Here is a 20,860-nt window from a genome sequence, read left to right as displayed (position 1 = left end):
TTATCATCTTCAAGTTGCAAACGCTAGGGCCGGCTGCCAATGGCCGCGGGAAGCAGACCTCGCGTCAACCGTTGAACGAATGACGCAAGCGGCGCCAGCCGATGACGATGCCGGTGAGCGAGAACAATAATCCGAGGCCGCAGAGGCTAACGGTCAACGCGCTGCGGATGCCCGGATTTGCCAGCAGGATCGGAAAATCGAGCGTGTGGAGCGCACTGTAGAGCCAGCGATAGGCTCTTCGTGACCGATCCAGTCTTTGCAGCACAGCGCCATTCGAACCGTCGATGTCGAACCAGAGGTCGCCGCATCTGGCCCGATAGACGGGAGCACCCGGCAGCACGGGCGATACCGGATAGTCATCATTCGCCCCGACCGGCAATGGAGAGTCACAGCCGCGTCCCATGTGCTCTGTCACTCCCTCGATTTCACGCGCGGTCAGAAATGCCCGCTGCTCGTTCGATTCCGCATCCCCGGCCCTGGCCAGGATCTGCCGGTCGAGACCGACACGATCGCGTCGATAGAAGGTCCCGTTGAAGGCGAGCCATTCCACCTCCCGCGCGGTCGGCGATATCGGCAGCCAATTCACCGCTGCAAGCGTTCCCCAGTCCGGTGCGGCGGCGGCCACATTGGCCTCGTCCTGTGTCAACTGCCCGCGCGAGAACAAGCGCCCGTTGTCCATGGAGAGCCAGCCGCTGAAGATCCATGTGATCACAAAAGTTGTCGCCAGCAATCCGACGACGTGATGCAGGGCATGCCAGCCGCGATAGGGTGAGCGCATTCGCCCGTCCCGAATCCTGATCCGCGCAATGCCCAGCACCGCGCCAAGCACGGCTGCGATCAATGCGAGCAGCGAGAGGCTCCAGACCACCCCGTCCCACAGCGACCAGTTGCGCCTCAGCACAGTCGGATAGATCCAGTGCACGACGCTGCCGACGAGATTCCACCCACGCTCGCGCCGCGTCGTATCCAGTACGATCTCGCCCGTGACCGACGATACGTAAAGCTCCGTCCCATCAGTGTCGGCGAGTGCCACGCGGAACAGCGGCCGATGCCGGTCGAAGCCGTTGGGCACGCTCCATTGATCGTACTCGGCAAGCGTAACGACTGACGCGCGGGCAATATCAAGCCCGCGCCGTCGCGCATGATCGGTCGCGATCGCAAGTGCAACGTCGGGTGACGTCACGGCGGCGTCGGTGCCGTCCGTCGCGCGGATCGCACGCGACCGCGAAGGCCCCACGACGACATAGACGGGGCCGTCGCTCCGCCGGATCAGCCGCACGCGCGCGGCATCGGACAGTCCGCTCGCCGCGACGGCGGCCGAGGGCCCGATCGTCTCGCCTGATGGTGCCAATGGCGCGAGCCCCTCGAAACGTTCAGCCTCGTTCAGCGAGGGAAACGGAACGAAGTGCATCACGATCCCGCTTGCGAACCACATCGCAAACAGGAGGCAGAACGCAACCCCGAGCCAGCGGTGCAACAGGATCATCGCGCCCAGCATGCTATCGGTGCCTCACCACTTGAACGCGGCGGAGATCTCGTAGGTTCGCGGTGCGCCCAACAGGACCTGATCGGGGTAGAACGGATCGCCCCAGATCGCATAACGCTTGTCGGTGATGTTGCGCACGCGGAACGTCAGGCGCGTCTGCTCGACGGCGGAGAAGACCGACTTCGGGATGTCGACGAAGGCGTAGACGTCCGCGATCGTGTAGGCATTCAGCGTCACGGTATTGGCGTCGGTGTTGTAGCGATCGCCGACGTGACGCTCGACGACGCCGAGCTCCACCGGCCAAGGTGTGAAGAACCGATAGGATGCGCCGGCATTGGCGACGATGCGCGGCACGTTTGGCGGCGTATTGCCGGAGAACGAGCCGCCGGCGAAGTCGTAGTCAGCATAGCGCGCATCGACATAGGCGATATTGCCCCACAGCCGCATGGCGTCCGTCACGCGCACGGCGGCTGCCAGTTCGACGCCCTTCGATTCCTGACGTCCGGCGATATTGAGCTGCATGCCGCCGGCGGCCGCGTAGACGTTCTTGCGCAGGATGTCGTAGGCCGAGAACGACCACTCCGCCCTGTTGTCCCAGAACAAGTGCTTGACGCCGGTCTCGTAGGTGCGCGAGGTCGTCAGGTCGAGCGGCTGGGTTGGCGCGAGCAGGAAGATGTTGTTGGCCGAGACATCGGCGCCGGTCGCGTACTGGCTGAAGAAGGTCAGGCCGGGCACCGCTTCCCAGGTGTAACCGATGCGGCCGGTGGTCGGAGTCCAGGATTTTGAGAACGGGAAGCCCGCCTTCTCCAGACCGCTGACATTGGTTGAATTGCGGTCGAGCCCGATATGCTCGACACGCAGCCCGCCGACCAATGCAAAGCTGCGCGTCAGCTTCAGCCGGTCCTCAAACGACAGCGCCTCGTTGTCGATGCGGGCGGTCTGCTGCTGGATGGTGAGCAGGCCGTAGTAGCCGCGGACGGGATCGACCAGCGAGACGAGATCGTGCGGGAAATTCGCCGCGCCCGGTCGGACGAAATCGAGATCGCTCGCGGCAAAGGTCGTCACCAGGCGATTGTCAAACCCTGCGATATTTGTATCCCAGGTCAGGTCGGTGATATTGCCGACCAGCCGTTGGCTGTGCGCCACATAGAAGTGCTCGCGATCGACCAGGTTCGAATTGGCGTTGAACGCCTCGACCTCGTTGTTGAACCACGTACGTTCTGCGCCATAGCCATAGGCCTGGCTCTTCAGGATCAGGCCGGGCGCGAGCTTGAGCTCGAAGCCGCCGCGCAGCCACACCTCCTGCGCCACGTTGCGGTTGTCGAGCACATTGTAATTGGTATTGAAGGTGCGGTCGTCGATCGTGACGGGCCCTAGATTCGATCCGTTGTAGTTCGAGACGTAGCTGCCGGAGACGATACCGGTCGTGGCATGCGAGCCGCTATAGGCGACCGGCACCAGCGGCACGCCCCAATAGGCCTTGGAGCGATCCTCGCGGTATTCGATCGCACCCCAGAGCTTGAGATTGTCGGAGACGCGGTAGTTGAGCTGGCTCGACACGTCGAGCGTCTTGGTACCGGTATCATCGGCGAAGCCGTTGAGCGAGGACCGGCTGACGTCGAACCGGTACTCGAGGCCTTGCACATTGGTGCTGCCGCCGGAGCCGTAATAGCTGCGGAACGAGTTCAGCGAATCGTACGAAAAGAATGTCTCGTTCTGGACCGGCCCGGTGTGCGGCTGCTTGGTCACGAAATTGACGGTGCCGCCGCTGGCGCCCTCGCCCGACATCAGCGAGGCCGGCCCTTTCAGAAATTCGACGGCCTCAAGATTGGCCGTGTCCATGATGCGCGACGTCATGTTCTGCGGGCCGATCTTGATGCCGTTGTAGAGGATGTTGATCTGGCTGTTGGTGAAACCGCGCATCGAGAAGGCCGAGGGCTCCGCGGGATTGTCGCCGGCGGTCACGCCGACCGCGCCTTGGGCGACGTCCGAAACGGTCCGATAGCCTTGCTCGCGGATCGTCTCGGCCGAGATCACCTCGACGGTCGCAGGCACCTCACGCACCGTCAGGCCCAGGCGCGAGGCGCTTGTTGCCACCGCATTGCTGTTCAGCGGCGTCTGCGCCGCACTTTGTGGGATTGGCTTCGGCGCTGGCGCTGCGGTTGCAGATCTCTTCGGTGCCGCACGGCGAGTCCCCGCTCCATCACGGCTGCTGGTCGGCTTGCGGCTCTGGTTGACCTGCGGCGCCACCTCGATCGGCGGCAATTGCTCGCGAGTCGCTTGCGCCAAGGCTACGGGGATATCGACGAAGACAAATGACGTGAGAATGCTGGACGCGAGCAAAAAATCACGCGGGCTGCCGGCACGGGCGGAAGACATGGTTCGGACCTCGGTATGACGTCAGTGGCACGTCACAGCGAACCAAGTCTCAACCCTCAGCGCGTTTGCGCCTCGGGCAAAGCCAAATGTCTGTACTCCCCGACCGACATCTTCGCGTGTGACCACGGCTGACGGCAGGTCTCCTGGCTCGCGGGTCGTGACCTCTTCGCCGCCTTCCCGGGACCGAGAGCCCAGTGGCTTGTGGCGAAGGATTCTCCGCTTACAGTTGCGGGGGCAGCCGCGGCATTGGGGAAAATCCCCGCACCGCATTCCCTTTTCATCCCCGGATGGGGAAACCGTCACGAGCATCTAGGATTAAGTCCGGGACAGAGTCAATGTGAAGGGGTGCGGCGCTCTTGTCGCAGCGATGCAAACGTCGTTGGAGAGGTTGAATGGAAGGGGACGCCTTCCTCTGGTTGGTCAGGCATGCGGTCGTCGACGGCGTCGCGGGAACGATCCACGCCTTGGACGCGCCGGCCGATCTCGGCGACCGGACGCGGTTGGACGCGCTGCGACGGCGTCTGCCGCAGGGGGCCGCGAGCTACGCGAGCCCGGCCCGACGGACCGTCGACACGGCGCGCGCGCTCGGTCTTGATCCGACCTTCGTGCCCGAATTCAGCGAGCAGGATTTTGGCGAATGGACCGGACGGCGTCACGACGATCTCGTCGCCGCGGGCGGTGAGGCCTATGCCGAATTCTGGGCCGATCCGGCCGGCTCAAAGCCCCCGGGCGGCGAAAGCTTCGAGGATCAAATCGCCAGAACCCGCGAAGGCCTTCGCCGCATCGAAAGAGGATCGGCGATCCTCATCGTCCATTCCGGTACCATCCGCGCAGCGCTCAGCATCGCGCTCGACCTCGCACCACAAGCGGCCCTGCGCTTTGCGATCGATCCGCTCTCGCTCACCCGCATCGACCGGCTGGCGAACGGCTGGCGCGTCGTCTCGGTCAATCAGACGATCGCTTGAGCCCTAACGCATGATCCGGAAAAGTGTGCAGCGGTTTTCCCTCGCGACAAACGCGGAACGCGTTTGCGCGGAGATCATGCGCAAACAACAACCTAAAGCGCGATAACGATTCATCCCAATGTCATCGCGCGTTAGGCCGGGCGATCCGGAACATTGGCCTGCGCGAACGTCGCCATGCCATTGTGCAGGGCGCAGGCGAGCCGCACCAGCGGCAGCGCAATCGCCGCGCCCGATCCCTCCCCGAGCCTGAGATCAAGGCTGACCAGCGGCTGAATGTTGAGGGCGCGAAGCACCAGCCGATGGCCCTGCTCCGCCGACTGATGCGACGGCAGCAGGAACGGCTGACATGACGGATTGAGGCGCGCGGCCGCCAGCGCGGCGACCGACACGATGAAGCCGTCGATCAAGGTCGGAATGCGCCGCTGCGCAGCCGCGATGATCGCGCCGCAGATCGCCGCGATTTCGAGGCCGCCGACCGTGCGGAGCGTTTGCTCGGGCGATGCACCCGCCTTCGTCAGGCCATGCCGGCTGAGCGCGTCGTCGATCACGCGCGCCTTGCGTGCGCGCCCTGCGGCATCGACACCGGTGCCGCTGCCCGCGATTTCATCGGCACTCACGCCGAGCAGGCTCGCTGCGATCGCTGCCGAAGTCGTGGTGTTGCCGATGCCCATCTCGCCGAGGATGAGCAGATCGGGCTGCTTCGCCGCCGCACGCGCCACCGCGCGCTGGCCGCATTCGAAGGCAAAGGCCAGTTCGGCCGGCCCCAGCGCAGCCTCCACACTGAAATCGCGCGTGCCGCAGCGCGGCTTGTCCGTGACGATGCCCGATATCGGCGATTGTGCCAGCGAGCCGGCATCGACGACTTCCAGGCTCGAACCCAGTTCGCGCGCCAGCACCGAGATCGCGGCGCCGCCAGCGGCAAAGTTCGACATCATCGCAATCGTGACTTCCTGCGGATAGGCCGAGACGCCCTGGGCGACGATGCCGTGATCGCCGGCAAAGACGATGATCGGCACGCGCGCGGCGCGCGGCTGCACCGTCTCCTGCAGGCCCGCAAGATCGATCGCGACCTGCTCGAGCCGGCCGAGCGCACCGGTCGGCTTGGTCAGTTGCGCCTGCCGCGCGATCGCCGCCTCGCGATGCGCGGTAGAGATGCCCGGGCATTTCTCGTAGACCCAATGGGGGAGCATGTCGTCCTGCCTCCGTTCACGCGACCGCAGTCGCGTCACGCTCTGCGTTTGAGAATGTAGCTGTCCATGATCCAGCCGTGCCGTTCGCGCGCCTGTTGCCGTGCCGCGACGATGCGCGGGCCGATCTCGGCCAATGCACCCGACATGACGATCTGGTCGGACATGCCAAGATAAGCGCCCCACCAGATCTGTAACCCTTCCGGGTCGAGCGACTGAAACGCCGTGCCGCCATCGAGCATCACCACCACGGTGTCGGCGCCATCAGGCCAGCCGCCCTCGCGCAGTCGCCGCCCTGTCGTCACCAGGAAGGGCTCGCCGATATCGTTCAGCGGCAGCGCATGCGCCGCGCACAGCGCCTGGATCGAGGTGATGCCGGGGATGACTTCGATCGTGGGCAAAGGAACAAGCCGGCGCGCGATCCTTAAGGAGGAGTCATAGAGCGACGGATCGCCCCAGATCAGCAGCGCAACGCGGCCAGCATGCCCGAGATGTTTCGCGATCGCCTGCGACCACGTCGCGGCGACCGTATCATGCCAACCATCGACGCCTTTGCGGTAGTCAGCCTCGCCGGCGTCACGCTCCGGCAAGTCAAACTCCGCAATGCGCGTCTGCTTGTTGGTGAGCACATCGGAGCAAATCGTCCGCCGCAATTCGGCGAGATCGGACTTCTGCGTCCCCTTGCGCGGGATCAGGACGAGATCGGCCGCGTTGATGGCACGGATCGCGGCGAGCGTGAGCTGCTCGGGATCTCCGCAACCGATGCCTATCAGGGAAAGCGTGAGCATAAGAGTTACGAAGGGCGACCATGACGGCCGCCCTTCAAATCATCCCTACGCCGCGTTGTGCAGGCGCGTGGTGACGAGGCCGGGCGCGGTGACGCCGCGCAACGACTTTGCCAGCGCCAGCACCGCGAGATCGGCCAGCGGCTCGATCACGATGACCAGCGCATAGGACGCGGCAAAGGTGGCGATGTTGGCGAGGTTCGCGGCGCCAAAGCCCGCGCCATAGATCGCCCAGAACGCGACCCAGGCGATGATGCCGGACTGATACGCCGTCGAGAGCGCCAGCGCCTGACGATACTGCAAATCGACATAGGCCGTGTTGCGGGGAATGATGCGGGTCGCGAGCGCCTGGATCGCGAACAGCGGCACCAGCAGCGTGGTGACGTTCATGCCATATTGCGGCAGGTCGGTCGGCACGAAGAACAGGCCTTGCAGCAAGAGACCGAGCGCGAGGCCAAAGGCCGCCGGCGCCGCGCCGAACAGCAGGAACAGGGTCGAGCCGAGGATGAAGTGCACCTCTGACACCCCGACCGGGAAGTGCGGCAGGATCTCGAAGAAGGTGAAGACCAGCGCGGTCGTCGCAGCCGTCCGTACCGCGAACGAGCTGATGCCCTGCTCGCGCACGGTCTCGGCCGCGAGCTTCAGCGCAACGCCGCCGGCGGCGATGCCGGTTGCGTAACTCAACACGAGCTTGGCGCCCGTCACGATTCCCGGTTCGATATGCATGGTTCAAGTCCTTCCTGCCGTCACACCCGACGGCCTTGGCGTCCAAACGTGCAGGGCCGGTCTCCTGGCTCGCGGATCGAAGGGGATCTCCGGCCTTCCCGAGCCTTGCGGCCCAGTGGCGGATCGGAGCCCCTCACCGCTTACAGTCGCGGGGGCGGCTGGGGTTTGGGGCGCCGCAACTGGGTCCGCCCACCCCCATTCCCGATTATGCTCCGGCGCTTTGCGCCGCATCGAGCACCATGCCCCCCTTGTGTGCCCCTTTCGGGTCACGGGCGTCAAGGGTCGAGCGGCGGCGGCGGGCATCATCACGAAGATTCTCCCGCCAGCGCACCGAACAGGATCACGGCGGCCGTTGTCGCCGCCCCGCCCCGCGCGAGCTCTTCGGCGAGCTCGGCGATCGTGGTGCGGACGAGCCGCTCATCGGCACGGCCTAAGGATTCCGCAAACAGCGCAGGCGTTTCCGGAGCAAGCCCCTGCGCGATCAGCTTCGCGGCCAGATCCGGGAACGTGCGCCGGCCCATATAGACGACCGTCGTCGCATCCGGGTCGGCCAGCGCCGCCCAGTTCAGATTTTGCGGCAACTGCCCGGTCACGTCGGCCCCGGTCACGAATTGCACCCGGCGAGAGGTGTGGCGCCGGGTCAGCGGAATGCCGGCTTGGGCCGCCGCGACGCAGGCCGAGGTGACGCCGGGCACGATCTCGTAGCCGATCCCGGCTGCTCGGAGTGTCTCGATCTCCTCCTCGAGCCGGCCGAAGATGCCGGCATCGCCGGATTTCAGCCGCACCACGCGCGCGCCGCTCGCCGCATAGTCGACCAGCAGGCGGTTGACGTGCTGCTGTTTGGTCGAGGGCCGGCCGGCGCGTTTTCCGACCGCCACCAGATTGGCGCCGGGCCGGGCAAGCTCGAGGATCGCGCCGGAGGCGAGATCGTCATAGAGCACGACGTCGGCCTCGCGCAGCCGCGCGGCGCCCTTGAGCGTCAAAAGCTCGGGGTCACCGGGACCGGCGGAGATGAAGGAGACGAAGCCGCTCACCGGTCCTCCGCAATCAGGTGAAAGAACGTACCCGTCGCACGCCCGCGCCGCGATCCGGTCTCGGCAACAACTGCGCCGGTTGCATCGTGCACGACCGCGAGCGGTATATCGGGCTGCGCGATAATCGTCGAATAATGGAACTCATGACCGCGCAGGCGTACGCCGGCCCGATGTCCCGGCATCGGTGCCGCGAGCTCGGCCAGCCGATAGCCGAGATGCATGCGACGTTTGGCAAAGCTCGTCTCAAGGCCCAACAGGCCAAGCATCTCGTGCCGCACACCGTCGGCGTCGGTCAAGGCTACGCCCATCACCATGTAGCCGCCGCATTCGCCATGGACCGGCCGCGTCTCGGCAAAGGCGCCTAAGCGCTCGCGAAAGCGCGTATTCGCGGCAATGCGGCCGGCATGCAGTTCCGGATAGCCGCCAGGCAGCCAGCAAACATCGGCGCTTGCATCGGGGCCCTCGTCGGCTAACGGCGAGAACGACAGGATCTCCGCGCCGGCGGCGCGCCAGGCCTCCAGCATGTGCGGATAGACGAAGGAGAACGCGGCGTCGCGCGCCAGCGCGATGCGCTGGCCCGGCGGCCTGACGTTGAGCCCGTTCGTGGCTGGTTGCGCCGACCATGCAGACGCTGCGCCTAGCACGGCGTCGAGATCGACGTGCTCGCCGACGAAGCGCGCGGCCTCCGCGATCAGGCCACCGATCTCTGCTTGCTCTTCCGCCTGGACCAGGCCGAGATGCCGCTTCGGCAGGCTGATCTCCGCATGGCGCGGCAGCGCGCCAAACACGGCAATGCCTGCATCGTTCAAGGCGCGCCGTACGAGATCCTCATGCCGCGGGCTCGCGACGCGGTTGAGCACGACGCCGGCAAGGCGCACGCCGCTGCGGAAATCGCGCAAGCCGGAGGCAATCGCAGCCGCCGTCTGGGCCTGGCCGGACGGGTCGATCACCAGCAGCACCGGCCAGCCCATCATCTCCGCGATGTCGGCGGTCGCACCGGTGCCCGAGACGCCGCGCGCGGCGACGCCGTCGAACAGTCCCATCGAGCCCTCGGCCAGCACCAGATCGGCGTTCGCACCACGGCGGACGAGATGTTCGATGCTCGCGCGATCCATCGCCCAGCTATCGATGTTGACGGAGGCGCGCCCCGTAGCCGCTGCATGAAAGGCGGGATCGATGTAGTCGGGGCCGCTCTTGAAGCACTGCACCTTTAATCCGCGATCGCGATAGGCGCGCGCGAGCGCCAGCGTCAGCGTCGTCTTGCCGACGCCGGAGGCCGGCGCCGAGATGACGAGACCTGCCGCCATCACGACACCTCCGGAAAGCGCGGCTCAGGCCCGACCGGACGGTAGCGGCGATCGTAGTCGGCGGCGTAAAGGCGACTCTCGGAAAACTCCTCCGAGCCGAGTGTCCTGCCGACCAGGATGAGCGCGGTGCGTTCGAGCTCGCCGCCAACAGCTGCATCGAGCGTTGCGAGCGTGGCGCGGACGATGCGCTGGTCGGGCCAGCTCGCGCGCCAGACGATCGCAACCGGACAGTCGCTGCCATAGTGCGGCGTCAGCTCGGCGACGACGTTGTCGAGCAGATGAATGGACAGGTGAATGGCGAGCACGGCGCCGGTCGCAGCGAACGCAGCAAGCGTCTCGCCCTCCGGCATCGCGCTCGCCCGTCCCGGCGTGCGCGTCAGCACCACCGATTGCGCAAGCCCCGGCAGCGTCAATTCGGCCTCGAGCGCTGCGGCAGCAGCGGAGAACGACGGCACGCCCGGCGTGACGGTGAAGGGAATGTCGAGCGCGCGCAGCCGGCGAAGCTGCTCGCCCATCGCCGACCAGATCGAAAGGTCGCCCGAATGCAGGCGCGCGACATCCTGGCCTTCCGCATGCGCGTTGGCGATCTCGGCGATGATCTCGTCGAGCGACAGCGGCGCCGTGTTGACGATCCGCGCGCCCTTCGGGCAGTGCGCCAGAACCCCTTCGGGCACAAGCGAACCCGCATAGAGGCACACCGGCGAGGCCGCGATCAGATCGCGCCCGCGCAGAGTGAGGAGATCGGCGGCGCCCGGCCCTGCCCCAATGAAATGCACGGTCATTCGCCGTCTCCTTCCGCGATCGCCGCCGTCGCGGTCCGGTCCTGTGAGACCACGCGCGTCGCAATCAGTCGCGCGTCACGGCCCGCTGCTGCGAGCGCGACGGCTTCCGCCACCGATCCCGTGCCGAATTTTTCCTTGATGAGTTCTGACTGGGTCGGAGTCGCGATGCCGGCGAGCATGTCGGCCGAAATGGCTTTGATCGGCACGTTGAATTCGCCCGCCAGCAACTTCAGCGCCGCGCTGTCCGCCTTGTCACTGACGGTTGCAACGGCCGCGAGACCTTCCACACCGCCCGCGGCGAGAAGCGCCTCGCGCAGTGCGGCGAGCGTGGCGTCATGCTTGAAGCCGAGCCCTGCGACCTTCATCGCACCACGCTCCACTGCACGACCGGCCGCGCCGCCTCCCAGGAGCGATAGCGGCCGAGCGCGCCCGCATGCGCAATCTCGACCCGCATCAAGTCACCGCCATGGCGCAGGTTTAGCTCCACCAGCAAAGTTTCAGTCTCCAGCGTCACGGCATGAGCCACCAGCCGCGTGCCCGGCGCAATCTGCGACCAGACGGCATCGAACATCGCGGCATCGAGGCCGCCGCCGATGAATACGGCATCAGGCGTCTCCAGGCCTGCCAATGCGCCGGGTGCAGTTCCCACGATCACTGCGATCCGATGCGCCAGTCCAAAAGCCACGGCATTATTGCGGATGTTCGCGGCACGATCCTCGCGCGCCTCGATCGCGTCGGCCGCGCCGCCGCACAAGGCCCATTCGACCGAGATCGAGCCCGAGCCTGCACCGATATCCCAGAGACGTTCGCCCGGACGTGGCGCCAGCGCGGACAACGCGAGCGCACGCACCGGTCGTTTGGTGATCTGGCCGTTATGCGCGAAGAGATCGTCCGCAAGGCCAGAGCTGCGCGGGATGCCTCCCGATCCGCTCGCCTCCAATGCGACCGCGACCAGGTCGTCGCCGCGCTCCGCCGCAAAACTGTCCGCGCGATGCGCTCCGACACTTTCGCGCGCGCCGCCGAGCGCGGTGAGAGTCCACAGCGCTGAAGCACCCCAGCCCCGTTCCGCGAGCCATTTGGCGAGATCGCCGGCCGCCTTGCCGTCACGCACGAGGCAGACGATCCGCGCACCATTTGCGAGATGCGGCACCAGCCGCTCGAACGGCGCGGCGTGCAACCCGAGACAGATAACACTCTCCAGGCGCCAGCCCAGCCTCGCCGCGGCGAGCGAGAACGTCGACGGCGCCGAATGCGCGATCCACTCACTTGGCTCCAGCCTCTCGGCAAGGCTTGCGCCGGCGCCGTGCCAGAACGGATCACCCGAGGCGAGCACTGCGGTGGGCCGGCCGCGGCATCCCAGCACGACCTCTGCATCGAACGGCACTGGCCATGGACGCCCGCGATCGGTTATGCCTGCGAGCGCAAGATGGCGCTTGCCGCCGAACACGGTCTCGGCCCTGGCGAGCGCCTTTCGGCTTGCCTCGGAGAGGCCCGCAAGGCCATCTTCGCCGATACCAATGATCGTCAGCCAGGGATCAGCCATGACGCGCGCCCTCATTCTGGGCGGAACGAGTGATGCGAACGCCCTCGCGGCGGAGATCGCGCGCGCCGGCATTGATGCGATCTATTCCTATGGCGGCCGCACCCGCGCGCCCGCCGGTCAGCCGCTGCCGACCCGCACCGGTGGCTTCGGCGGTGCGCTCGGACTTGCGGAGTATATCCGGCAGGAAGGCATCACGCATGTCGTCGACGCCACCCATCCCTTTGCGGCGGAGATGAGCCGCAACGCGGTCGCGGCCTGCGCAGACACACAAACGCCGCTGATCGCGCTCGAACGCGCTCCGTGGGTCAAAGCGCCCGGTGATCACTGGATCGAGGTCGCGGATCTCGCAGCCGCCGTTGCGGACCTGCCCGAGACGCCGGCGCGCGTCTTCCTCGCGATCGGCCGGCAGCACATCGCCCCATTCGGCGAGAAGCCGCAGCACACCTACACGCTCAGGTTCGTCGACCCACCCGAGGGCGCGCTGCCGTTTAAGGCTGATTTCATCGTGTCGCGCGGGCCATTCACGCTTCAAAGCGAGTTGGAGATGATGCGATCGCGCGGCATTGCGTGGATCGTCGCTCGTAATTCCGGCGGCGATGGCGCGCGCGCCAAGATCGACGCAGCTCGCGCCCTCGGCCTGCCCGTCATCATGATCGCGCGGCCAGAGCTGCCCGAGCGGCTCCGCGCGGAAAGTGTGGCCGAGGTCTTGGCGTGGCTCGGTCATCGGACCTGCCTCGGCGCATAGACCCAGCGGCCGACACGGCGCGTCTGCGAATTGCCGACGATGACGAGGGTGCGCATGTCGGCCATCTCCGGCGTCGCCTCGTTCAGCGTCACCGTCTCGATCCGCTCGTCCGGCGCGCTGATCGCGCGGGCGAAGATCACCAGACGCTCGCCGCAGCCGGCTTCCTTCAACACGGCGAGCGCACGGCCAAAGCCTTCCGGCCGGCTCGCCGAGCGCGGATTGTAGAGCGCGATCGCGAAATCGGCCTCCGCCGCGAGGCGCAGGCGTTTCTCGATCGCCGCCCACGGCTTGAGATTATCGGAGAGATTGATCGCGCAGAAATCATGGCCGAGCGGTGCGCCCGCACGTGCAGCCGCAGCCAGCATCGCGGTCACGCCGGGCAGGACGCGGATCGGAAGCTTCTGCCATTGTGGAGCCCCTTCGAGGGCCTCGAACACAGCGGAGGCCATCGCAAACACGCCGGGATCACCAGACGACACCACGACAACCTGCCGTCCTTCCGCGGCAAGCCGCAGCGCCTCGTTCGCACGCTGCAACTCGACGCGATTGTCCGATGGATGCGGCGTAAGTCCCTCGCGGCGGGCAACCCGGGCGACATAGGGTGCATAGCCCACCACATCCGTCGCAGCAGCAAGCGCGGCGGAAACCTCCGGCGTCACCAGCGCCTCGTCGCCGGGCCCAAGTCCCGCGATGGTCAGCGATCCCGTCATTCGCCCGCGTCCATGCGCCGCCCGCGGCCGTGCACAAGCACGATCGCAAAATAAGGACAGTCGGAATCGTCCGTCTCGGCGAGCCGCGCAACCCGCTCGCTCGGCATCGTACCGCGCTCGACCAGCCAGGCATCGTCGAGCCTGCCGGCGGAGGCGAGCGCACGTCGCACCTTCTGCAAATTGCGTCCGGTCTTCATGATCACGAGCGCATCGGAGCTGCGCATCCGCCGTGCGAGTTCGTCTTCGGCAAGCGTGCCCATCAGGACGGTCGTCACGTCGTCGCCGAGCGCGATCGGCTGGCCAACCGCGTTCCAGCAGCCGGCCATGCCGGGAATGCCGGCGATCACCTCGATCTCGACGCGCCCTTGCAAGCGCGCGTGCAAATGCATGAAGGAGCCGTAGAAGTAAGGATCGCCTTCGCAGAGCACGACGATGTCGACCGCGCGCGCAAGCCGCGCCAGCCGCTCCGCCCACTCGTCGTAGAAGCCGGCGAGCAGACGAATATATTCCGGGCTGTCGAAGGCAATCTCGGTCGTGACCGGATATTCCATTGGGTATTCGGTGACATCTGCCGCCAGCATGCCCTCGACGATGCGCCGCGCCTGGCCTGGACGACCTTGCTTGCGGAAATAGGCAACATGCCTGGCCCCACGCACCTCGCGATCGGCGCGCACGCTCATCAAGTCGGGATCACCAGGCCCAAGGCCGCAGCAGATGATACGCCCCATCGCTATTCGCTCCGGCTCGCCAGTGCGTTCACCGCGGCAACGGTGATCGCAGAGCCGCCGAGGCGCCCCTCGACAGTCAATGCCGGTGCCGGCGGATTCGCCATCAAAGCCGCCTTGGATTCGGCCGCGCCGACGAACCCGACCGGACAGCCGATGATCGCCGCCGGCCGTGGACAGTTCTCGTCCTCCAGCATGTTGAGCAGGTGAAACAGCGCGGTAGGCGCGTTGCCGATCGCGACGATCGCGCCATCAAGATGCGGACGCCAGAGTTCCAGCGCCGCCGCCGAGCGCGTGTTGCGCATGGATTGCGCCAGTGCGGGCACGGCGGGATCGCCGAGCGTGCAGATAACGGCATTGCTGGCCGGCAACCGTGCGCGCGTGATTCCTTCCGACACCATGCGCGCATCGCACAGGATCGGCGCGCCGTTCTCGAGCGCCGCTCGCGCGGTGCGCGCCATGCCTGGCGTGAAGCGGATATAGGCCTCGAGCCCCACCATCCCCGCGGCATGGATCATGCGCACGGCGACCTGCTCCTCGTCGGCTGTGAAGTGCGCGAGGTCCGCCTCCGCCCGGATGGTGGCAAAGGACTGACGATAAATCGCCGCGCCGTCGGTCTCGTACATGTGCGGCATCAGCGCCCTCCCATCAGCACGGAAGGGTTCTTGACGATCTCGGCGCCGCTCAGCCCACGCAGCACCGGCATATCGCGCGTCGAGCCGGATCGGACGAGGTCGAATCCATCGCGGGTCGCCACAAGCGTGAGCGCTGTCGGTCCCGAATGCGCACACCCTTTGGCACAACCAGAAACGTGAAGCCGTGCATCGGGTGCGATGTGCGGCGCGAGCGCAGCCGCAAGCGCGCGCGTATCGGCATGCGCCTCGCGGCAGCGCGGCGCGCCGCTACAGGCGATCACGCGCAGCGCGGGATCATCGGCCTCGGTGATGAAGTCGGCGCCAGGCGGCATCTCGCGCATGCCCTCCGCCAAAATCATCCGCCACGGCGTCAAGCGCAACGCCGGCGCACATGACGCGAGACCAGCCAGCGCCGAATGCGGCAATTGCCCGAAGGCGACACCGACTAACGCGCCACGCGGATGAAGACCGGGGCGGGGCGCAAGCGCCACAGCCGCCAGTTCGGACTCGCCGCGCAAGACGTCAGGCAATTTCGCGCCGCCGGCAATGTGCGTCGCCATCCGCCCTCGCCCGTCCTTGGCGCCACCGGATGCCACGAACCAGTTTGCCAGCGCGAGCGCCGCGGTCACGGCTTCTTCGCGCGTAACCGAGCGGCCGAGTTGCGCGCCGTCGGCACGCACCATGAGCCCTCCCGCGTGGTCGCGCTCGATCCGGATATCCGCGGATGCGCCGGCCAGCACGCGCTCGCGCCCATCATCGATGGCGAAACCGAACTTGGTCGGAAGATCGAGCGCGCTGTCGGCAAGGGCCTGCTCGAGCTCGTCGGCCAGCAAGCAGGTATCATCGCCAGCGGTCCAGAACGGCGTCACCAAAATATTGCGCCGCGATTCTGTCTCGGGATCGGAATCGAGTAACCCCAACTGCGTGAGGCCATCGAGAAGACGCAGATGTGCTGCCTCGGTCACGCCCCTCACTTGAAGATTGGCCCGGCTGGTGACGTCGATCAAACCGTTGCCGTAGCGCGCGGCAAGCTCCGCAATGCCTGCTGCCTGCTTCGCCGCCAGCCGTCCGCCATGCGGGCGCACGCGCACCACGAGGCCATCGCCCGACAGCATCGGCCGCAGCGCACCAGGACACCAGCCCTTGATCGCGACCGCGCTCATGAGGCCTCCTTCAGGGCTGCCGCAATCGAGTTGCGGCGCGTCTTCCAGAGCGAAGCTTCATGCAAGCGGGTGAAGCAGGTTTCCATCGCCACCAACGCGGCCGGGTTCTCCCGCGCCATGAATGCCCGGACATCGTCGTTGCCGAGGGTCGCGTCAAAATAGAGATCGAACAGATGCGGCGGCACGGCGCCCGCCAGATGCGCGAACGCAGCCATATGCTCAAGCGTCGCGGTGATCTCCGCCGCGCCCCGAAAACCGTGGCGCATCATCCCGGCGATCCAGTCTGGATTGGCGGCGCGGGCGCGGACGACGCGCGAGATCTCCTCCGTCAACGCGCGCGCCTGCGGCTGGTCGGGGCGCGTCGCGTCGAGATGGTAGAGCGACGGCGTGGCCGCGCCTAGCTTCGCTGCTGCGGCTGCGACGCCTGCCTCATGAGCGGTATAGTCGGCGGCGAGCAGCAGGTCCGTTTCGGGAAGGTCTTGCACATGGACGAAGGCATCGGCTGCGGCGAGCCTCGTCTCGATGCCGGCGCGATCGGGCCGCATCTCGCCATCTGATGACAACGCCCAGGATGACGCCGACAGCCAGGCCTCCCCGGCAGCCTCACGTGAGTCCTCGGTAAAGACATCCGGCATCGAGGACAGACCGACGCCATATTGTCCGGGACGCGGTCCGAACACGCGCGCGACGCGCGTGCGATAGGGATTTTCGTCGCCTTCGGTCTCGCGCGTCGACAGCGCTTCGCTGGCCGCCTCGAACAATTGCGCGAGGCCCGCGAAGACGTCGCGGAACAAGCCGGACACGCGCAGCGTGACGTCGATGCGGGGACGGCCGAGCTCGGCCGGTGCGACGATGTCGTAGCCGGTCACGCGTCCCGACCCGTGATCCCAGCGCGGTGCAAGACCGGCGAGATGCAGCGCCATCGCGAACTCCTCGCCGGCGGTGCGCATGGTCGCGGAGCCCCAGAGGTCGACCACCAGCCCCTTCGGCCAGTCACCATGATCCTGCAAGTGACGGCGCAACAGTTCTTCCGCAAGCTTGATGCCTTGCGCATGCGCCGACGGCGTCGGCACGGCGCGGGGATCGACGGCAAACAGATTTCGCCCCGTCGGTAGCACGTCTTGCCGTCCGCGATAGGGCGAGCCAGCAGGCCCGGGCGCGATGCGGCGGCCGGACAACGCCCTGATGAGCGCGTCCCTCTCCGCTTCGCCGCAAGTGCCCCGGCCGAACACATGCAGGCCGTCGCCGAACTGGCTTTCCTTGAGATCGCAGACGAAGCGATCGATCCGTGGAATCGCTTCGGCTGGCGCAGCCGACTCGGCAAGGCCGAGATCGGCGTCGAGGCCGGCCGCTCTCGCCTCGTCGCGGATGGCGGCGATCAGGCGCTGCCGGCGCGCTGGATCAAGGCCGTCGGCGGTCGAATATTCGTCAAGCAGTTGCTCGAGCCGGCGCCAGCCCTCCGGCACCGCAGACTTCGCCAGCGGCGGCGGCAGATGGCCGATCGTGACCGCACCGGTGCGCCGCTTGGCCTGCGCAGCCTCGCCGGGATCGTTGACGATGAAGGGATAGATGAGCGGCAGATCGCCGATCAGCGCCTCCGGCCAGCAGGACGGCGACAGCGCGATCGACTTCCCCGGCAGCCATTCCAGCGTGCCGTGCGCGCCCATGTGCACGACAGCGTCAATGCCCTGTTGCCGGAGCCAGAGGTAGAACGCGACATAGGCATGACGCGGCGTGCGCGAAAGATCGTGATAGTCGACGTCGCGGTGACTGACCTCACCGCGCTCCGGCTGCACTACGATGACAGCCTTGCCGCTTCGGATCGCCGCGAAATGAAATTCGCCGCCACTGCAGCTCGGATCGTCCTCCGGCGCACCCCAGGCGCGCGCTGGATCGTCCCGCAATGCCCGTGGCAGGCGAGAGAGCGCCGCAAGATAGTCGGCGACACTCCACGTCATTTTTTGCTTGAGCAAGACATCGCCGAGCGCACTCTGCGGCTCGACATCGAAGCCGGCATTGCCGAGATCGGAGAGCAACGCCTCGACGGAGGCGAGCGCATCGAGCCCGACCGCGTGGGCGATCTGGTGCGGCCGACCGGGATAGTTGGAGAGCGCGATCGCCAGCCACTTCTCCCCCGCCGGCTTCTTCGCAAGCCGCTGCCAGGCGGCCACGCGCGCAACGACGGCGGCGATGCGCTCATCGTCCGGCCGATGGGCGAGGTGCGCAAACTGCAAATCAGAATCGCGCTCGCCAGCCGACTTGAAGCTCACCACGCCCGCGAACACGCGACCGTCGACCTCCGGCAGCACGACATGCATCGCCAGATCGCCCGGCGAAAGTCCGCGCAGCGACTCGGCCCAATCATCGCGGCGTGCCGTGGAGAGCGCGACCTGGAAGACCGGACACGATGCGGCGTCGAACGGCGTCGTGCCGTCGTCGCCAAGGGCGGAGAACGCCGTCGCATTGACGATGACCGCCGGTGGATGCTGCGCAAACTGCGCCCGCAGCCAATAGGCGACTCCCGGCGCCTTCAGCGAAGTCACGAACACGCCCCAGGCATCGAAGCCTCTCTCGCGGAGCGCTGCGATCAGCGCATCGACCGGCGCCGTGTCCGCGGCCGTGAGATACGAGCGGTAGAAGGTCACGAGCGCGCGAGGTTTTCCACCGGGATCGGCCAGCGATGCAACAACGCCGCGCCCCGGCTCATAGAAACCAATCTCGGGGACCTCGATCTCACCAACCACTGGCCCCGCATAGAGGCCCGAGGCCAGCGCAAGCTGCGCAATCGCGGCTTGTGCGGCGACCGGTCCGCCCTTGTCGCAGAGCACTTTCAGCCGTCTGAGCGTCGAGACCGGCAAGGTCGAGAACCCATCCAGCCGTTCATCGTCGCGGCCATCCGCCGGCAACACGGCGAGCGCAACGCCGCGGTCCTTCGCCAGTTGATGCAGGGCCGTAAGCCCATAGGCCCAATAGGACTCGCCGCCGATCAGGCGCACCAAAATGCCACGCGCTTGGGACAGCGTCCGCTCGATATAAGTGTCGACCGACAGCGGATGACGCAGCTCGGCGAGATTGACGAGCCGCAGCGACGGCAGCGCGGCGCGCCCCCGCCGCCATCCGGCCGCGAACGCGGCGAGATCGGAATCCGAGAACGAGAGCACCACGAGATCGGCCGGGTCCTGGCCGATGTCCCTTGGCGTCGCGGTCTCTTCGAGACCGCGGCTCTCGCGGAAGACGACGTGCATCAGATACCAAGCCCTGACATTCCAAGCCCTGCCTTGATCGCGGCCTCGTCGATATCGCCATGCTCGCCGATCACGACCAGCTTCGATTGCCGGGGACGCGCGCCCCAGGGCTGATCGAACTGGTGCCGCACGCGCTCGCCGACCGATTGCAGCAACAGCCGCATCGGCTTGCCCTTGACCGCGATATAACCTTTTGCGCGCAGCACGTTCTGCTCGCGCGCCAGCCGCTGCACCGAGGCGATCAGCGCCTCGACGTCGACGACCTCAGGCAGATCGATCACGACGGAGTTGAAATCATTGTGCTCGTGCCCGTCCTCGCCGTCATGATGCGAGGGGCGCGCGGCGAGGTCATCTTCGGCGGCAGCTTCCAGGCCGAGGATCACGCGCAGATCCACCGCGCCGTCGACGACCGGCAGCATCGGCACCGGGCGCGGCATCTCCGCGGCGATCGCCGCCTTGGCTGCTTCGAGCCCCGCCGCGCCGGCAAGGTCGGCCTTGGTCAGGAGCACGATATCGGCGCAGGCGATCTGGTCCTCGAACACCTCCGACAGCGGCGTCTCGTGATCGAGATTCTCATCCGCCGCGCGCTGTGCTTCCACCGCATCCGGATCCGGCGCAAAGCGGCCCGCCGCCACGGCCTCGGCGTCGGCCAGCGCAATCACGCCATCGACCGTGATCCGCGAGCGGATCTCCGGCCAGTCGAAGGCTTTCAGCAGCGGCTTCGGGAGCGCCAGCCCCGACGTTTCGATCAGGATATGGTCCGGCCGCACCCGGCGCGCGAGCAATTGCTCCATGGCCGGAATGAAATCGTCGGCCACAGTGCAGCAGATGCAGCCATTGGCGAGCTCGACGATGTTTTCCTCAGGACAATTGGCATCCGCGCAGGATTTCAGGATCTCGCCGTCAACGCCTTCGCTGCCGAACTCGTTGACGAGCACCGCGAGCTTCTTGCCGTTGGCATTGGTGATCAGATGCTGGATCAGCGTCGTCTTGCCTGATCCCAGAAAGCCGGTGACGACCGTGACCGGGACTTTTGCGAGCGTGTTCATTCGGCGGCCTCCGGCACGACGGGAATCGGGGGAATGCGGGCAAGCGACTGCTTGCGGAAGATTTCGGGACGGCTGCGCCATGGCACGATGCCGTCGGGCGCAGCAGCGTAAGCCGAGGCGCCTGCGATCACGTCGCTCGCATTGGCATCGGACAGGCGGCCATAGACATAGGACCATCGACCGGGCGCGCTGAGCGCCACCGAGCAGCCCTGGTTACACGCGGACAGGCATTCGACGGGTACCAGGTTGACGCCCTCAGGCACGCCGGCGTCGAGGATCGCGGCATGCAGCCGGGCGCCGGGCGTGATCTCGCCCTCGCCGGGCGTCTGGTCAGCGCGGCAGGTGATGCAAACGTGAAGTGTGACGGCCATCGCCCCTTCCAGTATATCTGCGG

The 20,860-nt window shown here is 66.7% G+C and carries 19 protein-coding genes and 2 riboswitches; of the genes, 2 read left to right on the top strand and 17 right to left on the bottom strand.

What is annotated here, in order from left to right; all coding sequences use genetic code 11:
* Positions 1-64: 64 nt before the first annotated feature.
* Entirely contained in the window at positions 65-1,498 is a 1,434-nt protein-coding gene (locus tag QQL28_RS05645; protein WP_284262069.1) for a PepSY domain-containing protein, read from the bottom strand.
* 12 nt (positions 1,499-1,510) lie between these two features.
* Positions 1,511-3,865: a TonB-dependent receptor gene (locus tag QQL28_RS05640; protein ID WP_284262067.1), complete on the bottom strand. Its 2,355-nt coding sequence runs from the start codon at positions 3,863-3,865 to the stop codon at positions 1,511-1,513.
* Between the two features lie 116 nt (positions 3,866-3,981).
* Positions 3,982-4,181, bottom strand: a riboswitch (cobalamin riboswitch).
* Positions 4,182-4,257: 76 nt separating this feature from the next.
* Here QQL28_RS05640 and QQL28_RS05635 point away from each other — a divergent pair.
* A complete protein-coding gene (locus tag QQL28_RS05635) occupies positions 4,258-4,830 on the top strand; it encodes a histidine phosphatase family protein (RefSeq protein ID WP_284262065.1) in 573 nt (190 codons plus the stop codon).
* 131 nt (positions 4,831-4,961) lie between these two features.
* Here QQL28_RS05635 and cobT read toward each other — a convergent pair whose 3' ends face one another.
* From cobT to cbiE, 8 genes are all read right to left on the bottom strand, one after another.
* The gene (cobT, locus tag QQL28_RS05630; RefSeq protein WP_284262063.1) at positions 4,962-6,020 is read right to left on the bottom strand and encodes a nicotinate-nucleotide--dimethylbenzimidazole phosphoribosyltransferase; all 1,059 of its coding nucleotides are present in this window, start codon (positions 6,018-6,020) and stop codon (positions 4,962-4,964) included.
* 35 nt (positions 6,021-6,055) lie between these two features.
* Positions 6,056-6,805, bottom strand: a complete 750-nt coding sequence (cobF, locus tag QQL28_RS05625) for a precorrin-6A synthase (deacetylating) (RefSeq protein WP_284262060.1) — start codon at positions 6,803-6,805, stop codon at positions 6,056-6,058.
* 45 nt (positions 6,806-6,850) lie between these two features.
* Positions 6,851-7,528 (bottom strand): energy-coupling factor ABC transporter permease, encoded by a 678-nt coding sequence (locus tag QQL28_RS05620; protein WP_284262058.1) that lies wholly within the window; start codon positions 7,526-7,528, stop codon positions 6,851-6,853.
* Positions 7,529-7,565: 37 nt separating this feature from the next.
* Positions 7,566-7,785: riboswitch (cobalamin riboswitch) on the bottom strand.
* A gap of 48 nt (positions 7,786-7,833) precedes the next feature.
* Positions 7,834-8,562, bottom strand: a complete 729-nt coding sequence (gene cobA, locus QQL28_RS05615; RefSeq protein ID WP_284262056.1) for a uroporphyrinogen-III C-methyltransferase — start codon at positions 8,560-8,562, stop codon at positions 7,834-7,836.
* Complete coding sequence (locus tag QQL28_RS05610) at positions 8,559-9,869, bottom strand: cobyrinic acid a,c-diamide synthase CobB (protein WP_284262053.1); 1,311 nt, start codon at positions 9,867-9,869, stop codon at positions 8,559-8,561. The genes cobA and QQL28_RS05610 overlap by 4 nt, the downstream gene beginning before the upstream one ends.
* On the bottom strand, positions 9,869-10,651 hold the full coding sequence (gene cobM, locus QQL28_RS05605; protein WP_284262051.1) for a precorrin-4 C(11)-methyltransferase: 783 nt from the start codon (positions 10,649-10,651) through the stop codon (positions 9,869-9,871). The genes QQL28_RS05610 and cobM overlap by 1 nt, the downstream gene beginning before the upstream one ends.
* Positions 10,648-11,016 carry a cobalamin biosynthesis protein gene (locus QQL28_RS05600; protein WP_284262049.1) on the bottom strand — a complete coding sequence of 123 codons (369 nt, stop codon included), beginning with the start codon at positions 11,014-11,016 and terminating at the stop codon, positions 10,648-10,650. Before QQL28_RS05600 ends, cobM begins: the two co-directional genes overlap by 4 nt.
* Positions 11,013-12,194, bottom strand: coding sequence for a precorrin-6y C5,15-methyltransferase (decarboxylating) subunit CbiE (gene cbiE / locus QQL28_RS05595; RefSeq protein WP_284262047.1), 1,182 nt, complete (start codon positions 12,192-12,194; stop codon positions 11,013-11,015). The genes QQL28_RS05600 and cbiE overlap by 4 nt, the downstream gene beginning before the upstream one ends.
* Between cbiE and QQL28_RS05590 the strand changes: the two genes are divergently transcribed.
* Complete coding sequence (locus QQL28_RS05590; protein WP_284262045.1) at positions 12,193-12,939, top strand: cobalt-precorrin-6A reductase; 747 nt, start codon at positions 12,193-12,195, stop codon at positions 12,937-12,939. The two genes, cbiE and QQL28_RS05590, sit on opposite strands and share 2 nt — an antisense overlap.
* On the opposite strand, the gene cobJ is transcribed toward QQL28_RS05590, so the two are convergent.
* From cobJ to QQL28_RS05555, 7 genes are read right to left on the bottom strand one after another with little or no spacing between them, the layout of a single operon-like run.
* The gene (cobJ, locus tag QQL28_RS05585) at positions 12,915-13,649 is read right to left on the bottom strand and encodes a precorrin-3B C(17)-methyltransferase (RefSeq protein WP_284262043.1); all 735 of its coding nucleotides are present in this window, start codon (positions 13,647-13,649) and stop codon (positions 12,915-12,917) included. The two genes, QQL28_RS05590 and cobJ, sit on opposite strands and share 25 nt — an antisense overlap.
* Positions 13,646-14,377 (bottom strand): precorrin-2 C(20)-methyltransferase, encoded by a 732-nt coding sequence (locus QQL28_RS05580; protein ID WP_284262041.1) that lies wholly within the window; start codon positions 14,375-14,377, stop codon positions 13,646-13,648. The genes cobJ and QQL28_RS05580 overlap by 4 nt, the downstream gene beginning before the upstream one ends.
* A gap of 2 nt (positions 14,378-14,379) precedes the next feature.
* Positions 14,380-15,009: a precorrin-8X methylmutase gene (locus QQL28_RS05575; RefSeq protein WP_284262039.1), complete on the bottom strand. Its 630-nt coding sequence runs from the start codon at positions 15,007-15,009 to the stop codon at positions 14,380-14,382.
* Positions 15,009-16,172 (bottom strand): precorrin-3B synthase, encoded by a 1,164-nt coding sequence (gene cobG, locus QQL28_RS05570; RefSeq protein ID WP_284262037.1) that lies wholly within the window; start codon positions 16,170-16,172, stop codon positions 15,009-15,011. Before cobG ends, QQL28_RS05575 begins: the two co-directional genes overlap by 1 nt.
* Entirely contained in the window at positions 16,169-19,417 is a 3,249-nt protein-coding gene (gene cobN, locus QQL28_RS05565; RefSeq protein WP_284262035.1) for a cobaltochelatase subunit CobN, read from the bottom strand. The genes cobG and cobN overlap by 4 nt, the downstream gene beginning before the upstream one ends.
* Positions 19,417-20,466, bottom strand: coding sequence for a cobalamin biosynthesis protein CobW (gene cobW, locus QQL28_RS05560; RefSeq protein ID WP_284262033.1), 1,050 nt, complete (start codon positions 20,464-20,466; stop codon positions 19,417-19,419). The genes cobN and cobW overlap by 1 nt, the downstream gene beginning before the upstream one ends.
* Positions 20,463-20,837: a DUF1636 family protein gene (locus QQL28_RS05555; protein ID WP_284262031.1), complete on the bottom strand. Its 375-nt coding sequence runs from the start codon at positions 20,835-20,837 to the stop codon at positions 20,463-20,465. The genes cobW and QQL28_RS05555 overlap by 4 nt, the downstream gene beginning before the upstream one ends.
* Positions 20,838-20,860 lie beyond the last annotated feature (23 nt).

The organism is Bradyrhizobium iriomotense (genome assembly GCF_030160715.1).
Taxonomy (GTDB): domain Bacteria; phylum Pseudomonadota; class Alphaproteobacteria; order Rhizobiales; family Xanthobacteraceae; genus Bradyrhizobium; species Bradyrhizobium iriomotense.
This window is presented reverse-complemented; position numbering and strand designations above follow the sequence as displayed.